Origin of the sequence: Streptomyces mesophilus (assembly GCF_040300965.1) — a bacterium.
Taxonomy (GTDB): Bacteria; Actinomycetota; Actinomycetes; order Streptomycetales; family Streptomycetaceae; genus Streptomyces; species Streptomyces mesophilus_A.
This window is the reverse complement of sequence record NZ_JBEPEW010000031.1, coordinates 18,051-34,611: the sequence shown is the minus strand read 5'-3', so window position 1 is coordinate 34,611 and position 16,561 is coordinate 18,051. Positions and strand designations below refer to the sequence as shown.

8 protein-coding genes are annotated in these 16,561 nt (G+C 68.8%); 4 read left to right on the top strand and 4 right to left on the bottom strand.

Features of this window, described 5'->3' with window-relative positions; genetic code table 11:
* Position 1: 1 nt before the first annotated feature.
* Entirely contained in the window at positions 2–712 is a 711-nt protein-coding gene (locus tag ABT367_RS14205) for a heparin lyase I family protein (protein WP_352253021.1), read from the bottom strand.
* 162 nt (positions 713–874) lie between these two features.
* Here ABT367_RS14205 and ABT367_RS14200 point away from each other — a divergent pair, with 162 nt between their 5' ends.
* Positions 875–2,179 (top strand): MFS transporter, encoded by a 1,305-nt coding sequence (locus ABT367_RS14200; protein WP_352253019.1) that lies wholly within the window; start codon positions 875–877, stop codon positions 2,177–2,179.
* Here the strand turns inward: ABT367_RS14200 and ABT367_RS14195 are convergent.
* Together ABT367_RS14195 and ABT367_RS14190 are read right to left on the bottom strand one after the other, a co-directional pair.
* Positions 2,142–3,017 carry an aldo/keto reductase gene (locus ABT367_RS14195; protein ID WP_352253017.1) on the bottom strand — a complete coding sequence of 292 codons (876 nt, stop codon included), beginning with the start codon at positions 3,015–3,017 and terminating at the stop codon, positions 2,142–2,144. The genes ABT367_RS14200 and ABT367_RS14195 overlap by 38 nt on opposite strands.
* 143 nt (positions 3,018–3,160) lie before the next feature.
* Entirely contained in the window at positions 3,161–4,093 is a 933-nt protein-coding gene (locus ABT367_RS14190) for an NAD-dependent epimerase/dehydratase family protein (protein WP_352253015.1), read from the bottom strand.
* A gap of 70 nt (positions 4,094–4,163) precedes the next feature.
* Between ABT367_RS14190 and ABT367_RS14185 the strand changes: the two genes are divergently transcribed.
* Together ABT367_RS14185 and ABT367_RS14180 are read left to right on the top strand one after the other, a co-directional pair.
* Positions 4,164–5,090, top strand: coding sequence for a LysR family transcriptional regulator (locus ABT367_RS14185; protein WP_352253013.1), 927 nt, complete (start codon positions 4,164–4,166; stop codon positions 5,088–5,090).
* A 152-nt stretch (positions 5,091–5,242) separates the two neighbouring features.
* A complete protein-coding gene (locus ABT367_RS14180) occupies positions 5,243–6,490 on the top strand; it encodes a hypothetical protein (protein ID WP_352253011.1) in 1,248 nt (415 codons plus the stop codon).
* A gap of 82 nt (positions 6,491–6,572) precedes the next feature.
* Here ABT367_RS14180 and ABT367_RS14175 read toward each other — a convergent pair whose 3' ends face one another.
* Positions 6,573–7,082, bottom strand: a complete 510-nt coding sequence (locus ABT367_RS14175) for a hypothetical protein (protein ID WP_352253009.1) — start codon at positions 7,080–7,082, stop codon at positions 6,573–6,575.
* A gap of 276 nt (positions 7,083–7,358) precedes the next feature.
* Between ABT367_RS14175 and ABT367_RS14170 the strand changes: the two genes are divergently transcribed.
* Complete coding sequence (locus tag ABT367_RS14170; protein ID WP_352253007.1) at positions 7,359–16,484, top strand: DNRLRE domain-containing protein; 9,126 nt, start codon at positions 7,359–7,361, stop codon at positions 16,482–16,484.
* Positions 16,485–16,561 lie beyond the last annotated feature (77 nt).

Sequence of the window (16,561 nt, the reverse complement as noted above, 5' to 3'; positions counted from 1 at the left end):
GCTAGTCCACGTCTCCGTAAGTGGTGCCGACCTTGAGGCCGTCGATCCAGTTGATGACCCGCTTGTCGGTGACTTCGGAGCCGTATGTGCCGAAGCGGGTGTCGTTGCCGAGGTCGTCCCAGGTGCGGCCGGAGAACTCGGCGACCTTGGTGCCGTTGTAGAAGGCGCTGACCCAGCCGGCGGCCGGATCGGTCGAGGTGTGGATCGCGAGCACGATGCGCTTGTACGTGCTGGTGGTCACGGGCGTGGACCACTTGAGGGTCCACTCCTCGCCGACCTTGATGTGGAACAGCTCGAGCACCCCGCCCTCGACCTTCATGAGAACGGGGTAGTTCTGCTGGTGCTGGTCATTGGTCCCGTACGACTTCCACTGGAAGATCGTGCCCGCGTCGGGGGTGTTGGTGGAGGTGTCCCAGCCGATCCAGTACGTCGAGTTGTTCTTGAACGTGTAGCGCGAGCCGCCCACGCTGATGCCGTGCGCCTCGCAGCGCTCAAGGCCCAGGGGCTTGTTGAACTTGAAGACCTGGCCGCGGCCGTCGTTGTTGTCCTGGGCGACGACGCTGCCGGGGGAGTCGCACAGGATCGAGGAGAAGACTCCGGTGCCGCCGGAGGCGTCGCCGTCCCAGATGACGGAGGCGTGGGCGGGGGAGGAGGCGAGGAGGGTCAAGGCCGATGCGGCGGCAAAAAGTGCGGTGCCGAGACGTGTGCGCATACGTAGGCTCCTTCGGCGAGAGGTGGGAGGAACTCTCTTCAGCCCGTCCCGGTGGGGCGGAGGGGGCGACGGGCGAGCGCCATCTAACAGCGAGATGATTGAACGCTCAATACAGCAAACGGAATTGAGCGTTTCGATCGAATGAAGGCCAGGAGGGCCCGCGTGCCGGCAGAGGACATATCCGGAACCCGTAAGAAACCGGCCGACGGAGAAGGCGGCGAAACCCCCGGACTGTGGCGGAACCCCGCGTACCGCACCTTTCTCGGTGTGCAGACCCTCTCCGCGCTCGGTGACTCCTTCTCGTATGTCGCCCTGCCGCTCCTGGTGCTGCACACCACCGGATCCGTGCTGCAGATGGGCCTTGTCACCGCGCTCACCGGCATCGCGTCCATCGTGATGGGTCTCTTCGCGGGCGTGATCGCCGACCGGTTCGACCGCAGACGGCTGCTGATGCTCGCCGACGGTGCGCGCTGTCTGCTCTATCTGCTGATTCCGCTGGCCTGGCTGCGCGGCGAACCGATCTGGCTGATCTACGCGATCGTCCCGGTCGCGGGCTGTTTCTCGATGCTCTTCCAGGTCACGTATGTGACCGTCGTGCCGTCCCTGGTCGGGCGGGACCAGATCACCAAGGCCAACGGGCATCTGTTCGCCACGTATGCCGCCGCGGGTGTCGCGGGACCCGCGCTCGCCGGTTTCGTCGCCTCGGCCGCGGGTCCTGCCGCCGCGATCGGTATCGACGCCGCGACCTTCGCGGTCTCCGCGCTGGGCATTCACTTCGTCCGCTTCGACTCCCGGCCCCGGCGGGAGGACGCCGAGCCCGCGCCGGAGGGCGAGAAGGCCCAACGCGGCGGAGTACGCGAGGAGTTCCTGGCCGGGGCGAAATTCCTCTGGGCCCACCCCATGCTCCGCCCCCTGACGCTGCTGCTCTCGCTCTTCACCTTCCTGACGTACGGCCTGACCGACCTGGTGATCTTCCTGATCGAGCACCAACTGGACCGCCCCGACACCACGGTCGGCTACGTCCTGACGGCCGGCACCGTCGGCTCGTTCATCGCCGCGGCCGTCGTGGCCCGGATCCGCAAGCGGCTCGCGTTCGGTGTGGTCTGGATCGGCGGGGTCGTCCTCGCCGGCCTGTCCATCGCCACGATCGGCCTCGTCCACAGCGTCCCGCTGGTCGGTGCGCTGATGCTGCTCACGATGATGTGCACGGGGATCGCCGGCATCAGCTCGATGTCGCTGCGGCAGGAGGTCACCCCGAGCCATCTGCTCGGCCGGGTCACCTCGTCGTTCTGGACCATCCACACCGCACTCGGCCCGCTCGGCGCGGGCGTGGTCACGGCGGCCGCGGCGGGACTGGGCGTGACGACCACCTGTCTGCTCGTCGGTCTCGCGGTCGTGGCCGTCGCCCTGACGGGCACGCTCACCGGGCTCAGGCCGCGTCGAGCAGAGCCGACTCCGCAGAGCTGAGCCGCAGTTCAGCGGCCGCCGCCGAGTCACGGATCGACTCGGGGCGGCTCGCGCCCGGCAGCGGGATCACGGCGGGGGACCGGGACAGCAGCCACGCCAGCGCCACCTGGTGCGGGCTCACTTCGTGCGCGGCGGCGACCCGGTGGAACGCCGTGCCCGCCGATGTGGCGCCCGACGGGCCGTCGAGCGCACTGCGGGCGATGCCGCCCAGCGGGCTCCAGGGCAGGAAAGTCAGACCGAGCTCGGTGCTCAGCCGGAGCTCCGCCTCGCTGTCGCGGACGGCGGGGGAGTACTGGTTCTGCACCGAGACGAGTCCGTCGCCGAGCTGGGCGTGTGCCGCGCGGATCTGCTCGGTGGTCACGTTGGAGATCCCGGCCGCCCGGATCGTGCCGGCGTCGAGCAACTCCCGCAGCGCGCCCACGGATTCGGCCCACGGGACCGCCGGGTCCGGCTTGTGCAGCTGATACAGACCGATCGCCTCGACGCCCAGGCGCCGCGCCGAGTCCTGGGCGGCGCGCTTGAGGTGGGCCGGCGTACCGTTCACGGTCCAGCTGCCGTCGCCCGGGCGCCCGCGCCCGCCCTTGGTCGCGACGAGCACGGCGGAGGTGTCGCCCGGATAACTCGCCAGGGCACGGGCGATCAGGAGCTCGTTGTGGCCGCTCTCGCCGGCGTGCCAGTGGTAGCTGTCGGCCGTGTCGATGAGCGTGACCCCGGCGTCGAGGGCGGCGTGCACCGTCGCGACGGCGCGCGCCTCGTCGGGCCGGCCCTCGATGGAGAGCGGCATGGCGCCGAGGCCGATGGCGCTGACGCGTGTGGTTCCAATACGGCGGTACTGCACGGGGCCGTTCCTCCGGGAGTGTCAGTGTCTGCAGGGGCAGGGGCAGGGGCAGGGGCAGGGGCAGGGGCAGGGGCAGTCGTACGGGGGCAGGGGGAGGGGCAAGGCAGGGCAAGGCAAGGCAGGGCAAGGCAAGGCAAGGCAGGTCAGTGCCTGTGCGCGGCGAGTGCTTCGTCGACCGCCTGAGGCAGCCAGTCCGCCGTACGGGAGAAGGCGAAGCCCGCCTTCTCGGCGCGGGCGTTGCTCATCGCGTAGTGCCGGTCGAAGGAGAAGGGCGAGGCCTCCTGCCCGGTGGCGACGGTTGCGTACACGGGCGCCCGGCCCGCACGCGAGGCGATCACGTCGACCAGGCCGTACACGTCTAGCGGGTCGCCCGAGGACGCGTTGAGCGGACCGGTGAAGTCGGTTTCGGTGGCGGCCCAGTGCAGCAGTGCCGCCAGCTCGGCGTAGTGGACGAAGACGGTCGGCAGCGGATCGGCGTGCACGGCGACCGGCAGATCCCCGAGCACCCGCTCCACGTAGTGCGCGAGGCGTCCGGTGAACTCCAGGGCGCCGCCGCCGAGTACATGCGCGCTGCGCACGCTCATGAACGCGTACCCGCCGTCCTGGGTGAACACCGCCTCCGCCTGCCGTTTGCCCTCGGCGTAGTGCGTCTCCAGATATGCCTGGTCGTGCCACGGAAGATCCGCCCGTACGAGCCACGAGGCCGGGTCCACGGCGGTCTCCGGCACCGGCGTCCCAGGGGCTGCGAGCGGCAGTTCGGCGGTCGCGGGGTCGTACACCTCGATCGTTGAGGTCATCACATAGCGCCTGGCCCGGCCACGGAAGGCGCGGACGGCGATCGCGGCCTGCACCGGGGTGTAGCAGACCTGGTCGACGACCACGTCGAAGGTGCGCGCGCCGAGTGCCGCGACGAGCGCGGCCTCGTCGTCCCGGTCGGCCACGAGGTGCTCGACTCCCGCGGGCGGCACGCCGGAACCACGGTTGATCACCGTCACCTGATGCCCGGCCGCCCGCAGGCGTTCCACCAGGAGCTTGCCGAAGTAACGGCTTCCGCCGATCACACAGATCCTTTGCATGCCCTCATCCTGGGCATCTACAGTCACCAGCAGAAGTGGCCACTTGATGAATCCGTATTAAGGAAAACTGTTGATCGATGTGCAGCGGCTCCGCGTCCTGCGGGCGGTGGCGGAGCACGGCAGCTTCAACCGGGCGGCGACCGAGCTGCGGCTCACCCCCTCGGCCGTCTCGCAGCACATCGCCGCCCTGGAGCGCAGCCTCGGTACGGAGGTGGTCTCCCGCAGCACCCGGGGCGTGGCGCTGACTCCGGCCGGACGGATCATGGTGGCGGCGGCCGAGTCCGTGACGGCGGAACTCACCCACGCCCGGCAGCAGATCGACCGCCTGGAGACCGGACGCACCCAGCTCACCGTCGCCACCTTCAGCAGCGGCGGCCGGCTGCTGCTCCCCGGCGCGCTGGCCCGGCTCGCGGCGGAGCACCCCGGTACGGTCGTGCACGTACGGGAGGCCGAACCGGAGGACAGCCTGCCGCTGGTCCGCCAGGGCGCCGTCGACCTGGCCCTGGCCTACGAGTTCGACGGTCCGCTGCCCGGCTGGTCGGGGCCGCGGGACCGGCTGACCTGGAGCCCGCTCCTCGAGGACCCGCTGCATGTGGTGCTGCCGCGGCGCCATCCGCTGGCAGGGCGCGCGGAGCTCGACCTCGGCGAACTGGCCGCCGAACCCTGGGTCCTCGGCTGCCTCAAGACGGCGGGCTTCCTGCGCCGGCACGCCGAACAGGCCGGCTTCGACCCGGACGTCCGCAGCACCACCACCGACTACTTCTTCGCCCGCTCCCTGGTCGCCGCGGGACTCGGCATCTCGCTCATCCCCTCCATCGCCCTCACGCCCAAGGTCCCCGGCGTGCGCACCGTCCCGCTCAGGCCGCCCGCGCCCACCCGGCACCTGGGCGTCGCCACACTCCGCGGCCGCCGCCACGCACAGGCTCGGACGCTGATCGAGGCGCTGCGGGAGCAGGCCGACGCTGTGGCGAACAAGCCTGTTCCGTACGGGAAGTGAGTCATCACAAGGGACGCGTGGACGCACGAGAAGCCGCCTGGGTTGTACGTAAAGGAGCGTATTGACCTGTGACCTATGGTGGGTTTGCATCGAATTGAGCCCTCGGCGCAGGGCCGGGGGACATCAAGACCATCTAGGGCTTCGGGGGAAGCATGCCCATCGCAACGCGCGCGGTCGCCGTGACCGCGCTGACCATCGCACTCGGCACGACAGCCGCGCTCACCGCACCGATCGCCGCCGCCGACGACCAACGGCAGCCGTCGTACACGCGGATCAGCACCGCCAAGAGCGGCGCGCAGGCGGACGCCGGGAGCGGCGCCGCATCCGTCAGCAGGGACGGGCGGACCGTTCTGTTCCGCTCGACGGCCGGCAATATCGAGACGGGAGCGCCCACGGCCGGACTGCCCTGGTTCCTGAAGAACCTCGGCAACGGCACCGTACGACGGCTCGTCATCCCCGGCGTGCCCGCAGGCTCCGACGTCACCGCCACCCTCAGCGGCGACGGACGGCATGTGCTCTTCGAGGGCCAAGTCGCCGGGGAATCAGGGCACTTCGTGCACCGCATCGGCTCCACCGCCCGGCCCGAGCGCGTAGACGTCGGGATTCCCGAGGGCTACCAGGGTGCGACCGTCTCGGACTTCGCGATCAGCGCCGACGGCCGCCATGTCGCGTTCACCGCCGCCTATCCGCCCGAGCCCACGGTGGACGAGGGCGGCCGGATCTACGTACGGGACCTGCGCGAGAACGTCACCGAGCGGGTCAGCCACGACCGCCCCGACTGGCAGCCGCGCGCCGCCCTGAACCCCACCATCAGCGACGACGGGCGCTTCGTGGCGTACCAGTACAACTACACGAACGGGCCGCGCGGCGACGACTGGGCCCAGGTCTATGTGCGGGACCGCAGGACCGGCACTCTGACCCGGGCGGACGTCAGCCATGACGGCACCCCGATGAAGCGCGAGTCGACGGACCCGGTCATCAGCGGCGACGGCCGTCATGTGGCCTTCGAGTCCCCCGACGACCACATCGTGCCCGGTGACGACGACAAGAGCTGGAACGTCTTCGTCCGCGATCTGCGCACCGGCACCTCGACGCGCGTGCACAGCGACCACGGCGGCGAGGCCGACTTCTACACCCGGAGTCCGGCCGCGATCAGCCCGGACGGCCGGTATGTCGCGTACCGCACGTGGCGCGACGGCGGGATCCGTGTGCGGGAGGTGAACGGTTCGGGTCCGTCGAGCCTGCTCATCCCGGTGAACACCGAGGGTTCCGAGTCCGGGGACATCGGGCACGCCTCGTTCACGAAGGACGGCAGCGTGGTGTTCGCCTCCGCCGCCACGGATTTCGTGCCCGGCGACACCAATGCCGCGGATGACGTCTTCCGGTTGCGGCTGCGCTGAGCGGCCCGTTCCGCGCCGAAGAGGCCCCACCCGTACCGAGCAGAACGCCGTGAGCGACTGACCGGCCCGCACCGCGGGCCGGTCAGTCCGCGCTCGGTGCCGGTGACGGCAGCACGCCCGTGCAGTTCGTCCGCCCGTACGCGCCGTCCGCCGTGGCGCTCTGCACATGGCGGCCCTTGATCGCGAGGGCGCACTTGGCCTGGCCGCCCTTCGCGCCGAGGACGACGGAGACGACCGGCGCCCGGCCGAGCGGCACCCTGACCTCCTTGCGCCAGGGCAGTTCGGCCCGGGCGACGGTCTCGGCCGTGCCCTTCTCGCTCGCGCCCTGATAGGTGATGTCGACCGTGCCTTCGCCCGTCACCTCGTACGTCACCGCGGCGGTCGGCACCTTGCGGGGCGGATCGCTCTCCTCGCCCCGCAGCACGCTGTAGAGGACGAGCCCGGCGCACAGGGCGAGGACCACCACGGCCGCCACGATGCCCGGCCGGTCGGCGAGGGTGCGACGTGCCGCAGCCGGCTCCGTCGGCTCATCCGGAGCCACCTCGGCCGATGCGGCCTGCGACTCCACCTTTTCCTCGGTTCCCCTGGACATGGCGACTCTCCACCTGAGGCGGCACGGCCCTTCGCCGGTGCGACGACGCCAGATCCAAGAGCCACGGACCAGTGCATGTCAAGTTGTCGGTCAAACTGGGCATTTGGCGGCCGTGGCCGGATTTCATCCCCAACTCACCCTGATTTTCCTGTCTTTGCAGCGAGGTGAGCCTTATCGCCGATCGGTTGACATGTGCATCACGCGGCGGTGTAGAAGGTCTCGCCCGCCAACTGCCGTCCGGCAGTTGGTCCTTGGTTCCTTCGCGAAGGGAAACCGATGCAGAGACCGAGAGCCAGACGGCTCCTGGCCACGACCGTGGTGCTGGCGGTGGTCACCGCCCTCGCACCCACGACACCCGCGTTCGCGCAACCGCCGGACACCCAACGACTCGCATCCGGCATCAAGAACTTCCTGGGCCTGAGCGAAGGCGACGAGGAGCCGGCGGACCCGCCGAGCCTCCCGGACACCGACGTCGCCGCCGGCGAACGCCTCCCGAAGGGCAAGGCCGCGGCCGAGCCCAAGCGGGTCAAGGAGCTCAAGGAGCGCCGCACCCCGCACGCCCGCTACTGGCAGCTGTCCGACGGACGGGTCCAGTCCGAGGTCGCGTCCGTGCCCGACGCGTACCCCACGGGCAAGGGCAAGGACCGCTCCTGGAAGGCCATCGACACCGAGGTCACCGACACCGGCCGCAAGGGCTTCGACAAGGCCAACACCACCAACCTGGCCCGTACGTACTTCAGTTCACGCCCCGGCGAGCTGGTCCGCTTCGAGCTCGACGAGGGCCACTGGGTGTCCCTGGGGCTCAAGGACGCCGGCGCCGAGAAGCTGACCCCGGTCACGGACGGCAACACCGTCACGTACAAGAACGCCTTCGGCGAAGGCGCCGACCTCCAGTACACCGTCGGCAACGGCAGCGTGAAGGAGGGCATCGTCCTGCGGGAGCGCCCTGCGACCGCTCCGGTGTACGAGTTCACCCTCGACACCCACGGCCTCGAGGCCAAGGCGCAGGACAACGGCAGCATCGCGCTCTACAGCGAGAGCGCCGGGCCGAAGCGGCCCGAACTGGTCATCCCCGCGCCGTTCATGACGGACTCGAAGAAGGACGCGTCCTCCCCGTACGGGACCAAGTCCTCCGACGCCGTACGGCAGCAGCTGACCGGCAAGGACGGCTCGTACGCGGTGAGTCTGCGGCCGGACGCCAAGTGGCTGACGGCGGGCGCGCGCCAGTACCCCGTGACGGTCGATCCGACCATCACCATCGCGCCGACCCCGTCGCAGTCCGAGGACGTCATGATCTCCTCGGACGGCCCGGCGGACAACTACGACGGCAGCTGGCGGCTTTCGGTCGGCAACACCGCCACCGGGTCGAGCCGGGCCCTGCTGCGTTTCGGTCTGGCCGGGATCCCGGCGGGGACCAAGCTCGACAACGCCGAGCTCAAGCTCTACTACGACCAGACGCACACCACCGGCGCCGAGGAAGTGGCCCTTGAGGCGCACCGCGCCACGGGCCCGTGGACCGAGACCGGTGCCACCTGGAACAACGCCAAGGACCTGACCGGCGAACTGTCCGGTACCTCGGTCCTGGTCGACGACGGGGACGCGGGCACCACGGCGGCCCAGGGCGCCTGGCCGTCCTCGACCAACACCGCGTACACGCAGTACGCGCACGGTCTGGACTACCGCTACAACAAGGACGCCACCGCGGGCGACACGTACTCCTGGCAGCCGAACCTCCCCGAGGACGGCAATTACCAGGTCGACGTGCACTACGTCCCGGCCTCCGACCGCGCCGCCAACGCCCCGTACACCGTGACCCACAGCGGCGGCAGCAAGGCGTACACCGTCAACCAGCAGGCGGGCAGCGAAGGCGAGTGGAAGACGCTCGGCACGCACCCGTTCAAGGCGGGCACGGCCGGCAAGGTCGTCCTCGGCGACGGTCCCGCGTCCACCTCGACCACGGTGCTCGCGGACGCCGTCCGCTTCACCAAGGGCGGTGTGGTCACCAAGCGGCCCGACGTGAGCAACACCTGGCACAGCTTCGCGGTGACCAAGACCGTGCAGCAGTGGCTCGACGGCACCTACGCCAACAACGGCTTCGTGGTGAAGGCGGGCGACGAGTCCGCCACCGCGCCCAAGGGCGGTCCGCGGTACGAGGCCGCCGAGTACGCGTACAAGGGCGAGATCGCCAACTACCCGAAGCTCGTGCTCACTTACGGCACACAGGGCGTCGACGTGGACCCGCCGCGCACCGTGCACTCCACGGGCGCGGAGCTGAACTGGCCCGCGTACACCGACCCGTCGGCCGCGAACACCGGCGACGACATCGTCGAGTACCAGGTCCACCGCAGCGTCTTCCAGCGCTTCACCCCGTCCTGGCAGACCATGGTCTCGCCGGTCTCCAAGGACCTGCGGAACTTCACGGACACCACGGCCACGCCGACACCGGCGGACTCCGCCGACCCGTTCGGCAACGCCTACTACTACATGGTCGCCGTCAAGCTGAAGGACGGCCGTGTGCTGCCGTCCACCACCCAGCTCGTACGGCTGCCCAAGGCCGGCCGTACCACCGTGGTGCTGCAGAGCGGACAGAGCGACACCACGCTGTCCTCCGCGCAGCCCGCCACCGGACACGACACGATCTCCGAGTCCGGTCTGCAGCGGTCGTGGCTCTCGGTCGGCAACAACTCCGGTACGTACGGCACCACTCGGGCCCTGCTCGACTTCCCCGGCACCGAAGCCATCCCGGCGGGCGCGCGGGTGCTCGACGCGCAGCTCGACCTGTGGGGCTTCACCACCTCGACCGGCACGAACGGCGCGATCTACGAAGCACGCGGTCTGACCCGCGACTTCGACGAGACCGCCGCCAGCTGGACCAAGGCGAACGCCACGACCAACTGGACCGCGGCGGGCGGTGACATGGACGCCGCCGTCTCCGACACGGTGGGCACCGTCACCAACGACCCGGCGCGCCAGAGCTGGTCGCTGACCTCGCTCGCCCAGAAGTGGGTCTCCGACCCCACGAGCAACCACGGGGTCGCCGTCCGCCTCAAGGACGAGTCGGCGACCGGGCCGCAGGAACGCACCTTGTTCCTGTCCTCGGAGGCCGAGGAGACCCAGCTGCGGCCGCAGCTGGTCGTGACCTACCTGTCCAAGTCCACGGAGAACACGTACTTCTCGCCGTACACCCCGGCGCGGATGATCCCCGGCGACGAGTACACGGTCGACGTCACCCTCACCAACACCACGACCAGCACCTGGCCGGCGGGGCAGCGCGCCCTGTCGTACACCTGGTCGCTGCCCGACGGCACGGACGCCACCACCGGAGGCAACCAGCTGGCCACCCAGCTCGCCACCGAGGTGCTGCCCGGCGACTCGATCACCGTCCCGGCCAAGCTCAAGGCACCCATCAACTCGGACTCGGGCAACAAGCGCCTCGAGTACGTCCTGAAGTGGGACCTGAAGAACACCGCGAACAGCACCTGGCTGTCGGCGACCGAGAACATCCCGCCGCTCGCCCAGAACGTGCGCACCGAGGACCCGACCTCCAACCAGCTGGGTCTGGAGAAGTTCTTCACGTACGCGGGCAAGAACACCGGCGCGGGCTCGTCGCTGATGACGAACCTGTACGCGGGCAACACGGTCTGGCAGTACAACGCGTTCAACAACCCCGGCCGTGGCATCGCCACCTTCGGACGGTTCGCGTACAACTCGCAGGACACCTCGGACACGGTGCTCGGCCACGGCTGGTCGGCGCAGCTCTCGATGCCGCTCAGGCTCGGCGCGGCGCTGGACTTCCACCCCAACCCGAACCCGACGGAGGTCACCCTCCCCGACGGCGACGGCACCGCGCATGTCTTCCGCAAGCAGGACGACGGCAGTTGGCGGGCCCCCGCAGGCGTGCACTATCTGCTGCGCCAGGGCGCGGGCGTGGACTGCAAGCCGAGCGCGGACGGCGACCCGCGTGCCTGGTCCCTGACCCGGCCGGACCGCACCCAGTTCTTCTTCGACTGCGACGGCTATCTGACGTCGGTGGTCGACAAGAACGGCAACACGCAGACGTACACGTACGCCGAGCGCAAGTCGAACAACAAGCCGGTCAAGTTCCTCACGTACATCGAGGACCCGGCGCAGCGGCAGTCGCTGTCGGTCGAGTACTACACGAAGGCCGACACCAACAGCCCGAAGATCATCGACCACGTCAAGTCGATGACGGACATCTCCGGGCGCAAGGTCGCCTTCGAGTACTCCGACCAGGGCCTGCTCACGAAGCTCACCGACGGCGTGGGCTCGTCCCAGCCGAAGGTGTTCGGCTTCACGTACGACATGGAGCAGGGCAACAAGAACGCCAAGCTGGTCAAGGTCACCGACCCGCGGGGCAACGCCACGTCGCTCGACTACTACTACCCGAGCGAGGGCGACGACCCGAAGTTCCACTGGAACACGCAGACGCTGACCGACCGCCTCGGCGGCACCACGGACTACGCGTACACCGATCCTGACGGCACGGCGGGTTCGGTCATCAGCACCGAGGTGACCGACGCCGAGAACCACGCGAGCCAGTACGTGATGGACGGCTACGGCCGCGCCACCGCGATGACCAACGCCAAGTCCGAGACCACCAGGATGGCCTGGGACACCGACAACAACGTGACGCGCATCGAGGAGGCCAACGGCGCCGTCACCACCTGGCAGTACGACCCGAAGACCGGCTATCCGCTGGAGCAGAAGGACGCCGAGGCCAACAAGAACGGCACCGAGGCGAAGACCTTCACCTACTCCTACGGGCTCGACGGCCACATAGCCGACCTCTTCGAGAAGAAGTCCCCCGAGGGGCGCACCTACCGGTTCGGCTATGACACCAAGGGCAACCTGACGTCGGTCACCGACCCGAAGGGCGTCGCCTCCGCCACGGAGGGCGACTACACCGCCCGCACCGAGTACGACGCGTACGGCCAGGTCGTCAAGGAGACCGACGCCAACGGACACGCCACGAAGTACGGCGAGTTCGAACCGGTCGGCTTCCCGAAGACCATCACGGACGCGGCGGGCCACGACTCGCACTTCGCGTACGACGTGCGCGGCAACGTCACCGAGGTCATCAACGCCAAGAGCGCCGAGGTGACCCAGACCTACGACGTGTTCGGCCGGCCGCTGGAGAAGAAGGAGCCGGTCAAGCAGGCGGAGAACAACTTCGTCATCACGCCCGCACCGGTCTACGACGCCAACGACAACATCACGAAGGTGACGGCGCCCAACGGCGCTGTCTCCACCTCGGTGTTCGACAAGGCCGACCAGGCGATCGAGACGGTCGACCCGGGCGACGAGGCCACGGATCCGGGCCGCAGGACGACGACCGCGTACGACAAGGTCGGCAACATCCTGAAGGTCACCGGTCCGCAGGGCAATCTGACGCCCGAGGAAGGCGACTTCACGGCCACCACGGTCTACGACGCGGCCTACCAGCCCGTCGAGATGGTGGACGCCGAGGGCAACAAGGCGACGGTGTCGTACGACAACGTCGGCAATGTCGTCAAGATCGTCGACCCGCGCAAGAACGCCAGCGCGGACCCCGACGACTACACCACCCGCTACGAGTACGACCTCAACCACCGCACCAAGCGCACCATCGACGCCCTGGAGTGGGCCACCTCGGTCCGCTACGACAAGGACGGCCTCCAGCTCGGTCAGACCGACGCCGAGGGCAACGAGTCGCTCGCCACGTACGACGAGCGCGGCGCACTCGTGGAGTCGAAGCTGCCGGTGAAGGAGGACTCCTCCGGCAACGTCACCTACCGCACCACCAAGTACGCGTACGACCAGGTGGGCAACCGGACGAAGACGATCACTCCGCGCGGCGTCGAAACCACCGGCGACGACACGGACTTCACCTCCGAGACGGTGTACGACGAGCTGAACCGGGTGAAGGAGGAGCGCTCCGCCTTCGACAAGGACGACGCGACCTACACCACGCCGGACTCGGTGTTCTACGCCTACGACTCCGTCGGCAACCTGCAGTCCGTATCGGCCCCGCCGTCCGAGGGCCAGACCGTCCGCAACGTCACCGAGTACACGTACTACGACAACGGCTGGACCGAGACCTCGAAGGACCCGTGGGACATCTCCACGGCCTACGAGTACAACAAGCTCGGCCAGCAGACCAAGAACACGCTCACCTCGGCGGGCGGCTCCCAGCAGCGCACCATGACCTGGGACTACTACCTGTCGGGCAACGAGAAGGCGCGCGCCGACGACGGGGTGCCCGTCGGCCGGCAGGCCGTCCTGGTCGACAGCTCGGACTTCAACAACACCGCGCTGCAGGGCAACTGGGCGCGGACACAGGCCGAGCAGCAGTACGGCTACGACACCTACTCGCATCCCGCGGGTGACGGCGGCGCCTCGCTTTCGTGGCAGCTGAACATCCCGCAGAACGGCACGTACGAGGTCTTCGTACGGCACCCGAAGATGACCGGGGCCGCGAGCGACGCCGCCTTCAAGATCGATCACGACGGCGGCAGCGCGACGAGGACGGTCGACCAGACCCAGCGGGCGGGCGAGTGGATCTCGCTCGGCAGTTACGCGTTCGTCGAGGACGGTCCGCAGAAGGTCACGCTGACCGACAAGGCGAACGGCACCGTACTGGCCGACTCGGTGAAGCTGGTCCGCTCCGCTTCCGGTGAAACGGACACGGAGAAGAAGGACTTCACCTACAAGTACAACGCGAACGGCAACAAGACCGAGGTCCGTGACCTCTCGCCGGGCGCGAAGATCGACACGTACAAGATCGTGTACGACGGTCTCAACCGGATCAGCAAGGTCGAGGAACTCGCGAGCGGCACGGTCAAGAACACCACCGCGCTGACCTACGACGAGAACGGCAACCCGCTCACCGCCACCCACGACCTGACCTGGCAGCAGATCGAGTACGACGAGCGCGACCTGGTCAAGAAGGTGACCAACGCCGATACGCCCACCGCGGGCAATCAGCAGATCACCTCGATGTCCTACACCGCGCGCGGCCAGCTCCTGAAGCAGACCAAGCCCAACGGCAACACGCTCGAGATGAAGTACTACCCCGACGGGTCGGTACAGCAGTCCCTCGAGAAGACCTCGGGCGGCACCGAAGTAGCGCAGCACGACCTGGAGTACACGCCCAACGGGCACCGCTCCAAGGACGTACTGAAGCTGATGAACGCCGACGACAACGGGGCGTACATCAACAACACCTACTCCTTCACCTACGACCCGCAGGACCGCATCACCAAGGTCGACAAGGCGGGCGACGCCCCGGCGACCGAGGAGTACCGCTACGACCGCAACAGCAACATCGTCGAGCAGACGGTGGACAAGGTCACCACGACGCAGCGCTACGACCGCAACCGGCTGCTGTCGGCGTCGTCGCTCGGCGCCACGTCCACCTACAACTACGACCCGCTGGGCCGGCTCGACACGATCAGCACCGGTGGCCAGACGGCCGAGAAGTACACCTACGACGGCTTCGACCGGACGGTGAAGGTCCGCTCGGGCGTGGGTGCGACGGCCCAGACCACCAGCTATGTCTTCGACCCGTTCGACCGCACGGTCTCCCAGACCACGACCGGCGACCAGGGCAAGACGACGGCGTTCACCTACCTCGGCATGGACAGCACGCTCCTGCGCGAGACCGTGGACGGCAAGGCCGACAAGGACTACCAGTACCTGGCCGGCGGTCAGCGGGCCACGCAGATCAAGCACAAGGACGGTGCGAAGGAGGTCTCGCAGTACGTCACCAGCCCGCGCGGCGATGTCGAGGCGATCACCAAGGAGGACGGCAAGACCCGCGCCACGTACGGCTACACGGCCTACGGCAGTGACGACGCGTCCCAGATGACCGGCGCCGACAAGCCGGCCGCGGGCGGCGAGGAGCAGGACTCGTACAACGCGTTCCGCTTCAACTCCTCGCGCTTCGACGCCTCTTCGGGCACGTACGACATGGGCTTCCGCAACTACGACCCGGGGCTGAACCGCTTCCTGACCCGGGACTCGTACAGCGGAGCGCTCGCCGACATGTCCCTGGCCACCGACCCGTTCACCGGGAACCGGTACGCGTTCGCGGGCGGCAACCCGATCAGCTTCGTCGAGCTCGACGGGCATCTGTTCGGGCTCTCGCTGTCCGACATCGGACACGCCGCGCTCGACGTGGTCGGGCTGATACCCGTCGTCGGCGAGGTCGCGGACGTCGCCAACGGCATCTGGTACGCGGCCGAGGGCAACTACGCCGACGCCGCACTCTCGCTCGCCTCGGCGATCCCGCTGGTGGGCTACGGGGCGACGGCGGTCAAGGCCGGCAAGTACGCCGCCAAGGGCATCGAGGCGGCCGACACCGCCAACGACGCGCGCAAGACGGCGGACAACGTCGGCGACGCGGCGGACACGGCGAACGACACCCGCAAGGCCGACGGTCCGGACGGTTCGACGACGAAGTCGCCGGACAAGCCGGATGCGAAGTCCTGCAAGACCAACAGCTTCGTGGCCGGAACGCAGGTCGTCCTCGCGGACGGCAGCACCACGGACATCGAGAAGCTGAAGGTCGGCGACAAGGTCGTGGCCACCGACCCGGAGACCGGTGCGACCGAGCCCCGGTACGTCACCAACGCCCGCAGCCACAAGGGCGAGAAGGCCCTCGTCACCCTGACCGTCGACCGTGACGGGAAGGACGGCAGGGCCAAGCCGGTCGAGCTCACCTCGACGGCCGCGCACCTGTACTGGCTGCCGGACTTCGGCAAGTGGGTCAAGGCACAGGACCTCGAGTCCGGCATGTGGCTGCAGACCTCCGCCGGCACCTGGGTCCAGATCACCGCGGTCGACACCGCGCACCGCACGGAGCGCGTGTACAACCTGTCGGTCGAGGGCGTCCACACGTACTACGTGGGCGCGCGCCACACCGCCGTTCTCGTACACAACTGCGGCTATGAGAACGAGGCGATCGCCGCGCAGAAGCGCGCCGACGACCTCAAGAAGCAGTGGGGCAAGGGCCACGACTACTCGACGGTCGCCGTGATCGGTGTGCGCAACAAGATCACCGGAGAGATCAGCGAGAAGGTGGCGCTGGCCGGTGGCAAGCACATCGACGAGGTCGGCAAGGGCGTCCTGAAGAACGGTGAGGAGTTCATCCAGGGCCAGCCGGTCCCCGGCCGGCTGACGGCCAAGGGCAAGCAGGCCTACGAGCACGCCGAGGAGGCCGTGTTCAACTGGGTGAAGCAGAACCCGAACCTCGAGGTCGTCTACGGCGGCACGTCGCGCAACGTGTGCAAGGGCGTGTGTGCGCCGCTCGTCCAGAAGACGATGAACCTGGGCGGCAAGACCTTCCGCGGAAGGGGGGACAAGACCCAGTTCCGCATGTTCTGGCTCACCACGCGGTACTAGCCACGCGCTGACCCCGTGATGACAGCGGCCCGCCGGTCCTCGGACCGGCGGGCCGCGCCGCGTTGCCGTCCTGGGCG

Excerpts from the sequence above, each read along its gene's own strand:
- ABT367_RS14170 (WP_352253007.1), top strand. The coding sequence starts at position 7,359 with ATGCAGAGACCGAGAGCCAGACGGCTCCTGGCCACGACCGTGGTGCTG.
- ABT367_RS14175 (WP_352253009.1), bottom strand. The coding sequence starts at position 7,082 with ATGTCCAGGGGAACCGAGGAAAAGGTGGAGTCGCAGGCCGCATCGGCC.
- ABT367_RS14180 (WP_352253011.1), top strand. The coding sequence starts at position 5,243 with ATGCCCATCGCAACGCGCGCGGTCGCCGTGACCGCGCTGACCATCGCA.
- ABT367_RS14205 (WP_352253021.1), bottom strand. The coding sequence starts at position 712 with ATGCGCACACGTCTCGGCACCGCACTTTTTGCCGCCGCATCGGCCTTG.
- ABT367_RS14190 (WP_352253015.1), bottom strand. The coding sequence starts at position 4,093 with ATGCAAAGGATCTGTGTGATCGGCGGAAGCCGTTACTTCGGCAAGCTC.